The sequence below is a fragment of the Streptococcus sp. LYSM12 genome, assembly GCF_004569635.1.
Classification (GTDB): Bacteria; Bacillota; Bacilli; order Lactobacillales; family Streptococcaceae; genus Streptococcus.
Genome location: NZ_SPOZ01000073.1, coordinates 1 through 610, shown reverse-complemented (window position 1 = coordinate 610; position 610 = coordinate 1). Strand labels below are relative to the sequence as shown.

The 610-nt window shown below is 41.5% G+C and carries 2 protein-coding genes; both read left to right on the top strand.

Going from position 1 to position 610, the window contains the following annotated elements; genetic code table 11:
• The coding region (locus tag E4T79_RS11490; RefSeq protein ID WP_280643172.1) for an IS630 transposase-related protein at positions 1 to 251 on the top strand (251 nt) is incomplete at its 5' end.
• Between the two features lie 67 nt (positions 252 to 318).
• Positions 319 to 564: a hypothetical protein gene (locus E4T79_RS11485; RefSeq protein ID WP_167752686.1), complete on the top strand. Its 246-nt coding sequence runs from the start codon at positions 319 to 321 to the stop codon at positions 562 to 564.
• The last annotated feature ends 46 nt before the right edge of the window (positions 565 to 610 follow it).

The window sequence follows — 610 nt, the reverse complement described above, 5'->3', positions numbered from 1 at the left end:
CGCTTTTTGGCATTAGCACAAACACACTTTACGTTTGGGAAAAACAACTTTCAGAACAAGGGCATCTAGAGCGGAAAAAACGTGTTGCTAAGTCTCGCAAAATTCCCTTAGAACAGTTGGAAGCCTATGTTCAACAGCACCCAGATGCTTTTTTACGAGAACTAGCAGAACATTTCAACTGTCGTATCTCCTCTGTTTGGGCAGCCCTCAAACAGCTCGCTATCACTTTAAAAAAAGACGACAACTTATAGTGAACAAGATAAAGAGAAAGTAAACCGGTATCTTGAGGTGCTGTCCTGCTTTGATAAGTTCCCTATTGTGTATATTGATGAAACAGGGATTGATACCTATCTCTATCGAAAGCAAGGGCGCTCTCCTAGAGGTGAAAAGGTCTATGACAAGATAAGAGGCCGTCGTTTTGAACGCACATCTGTCGTTGCAGGTCTGGTTGCTCATAAGATTATTGCTCCTATGATTTACAAAGAAAGTATGACGAGCGCTTTTTTACCAAATGGTTTGATAACCAGCTCTTACCCTCTTTGTCAGAGCCACATCTTATTGTAATGGATAATGCCAGCTTCCATCCTAAAGCGAAATTGGATAAGCTTGC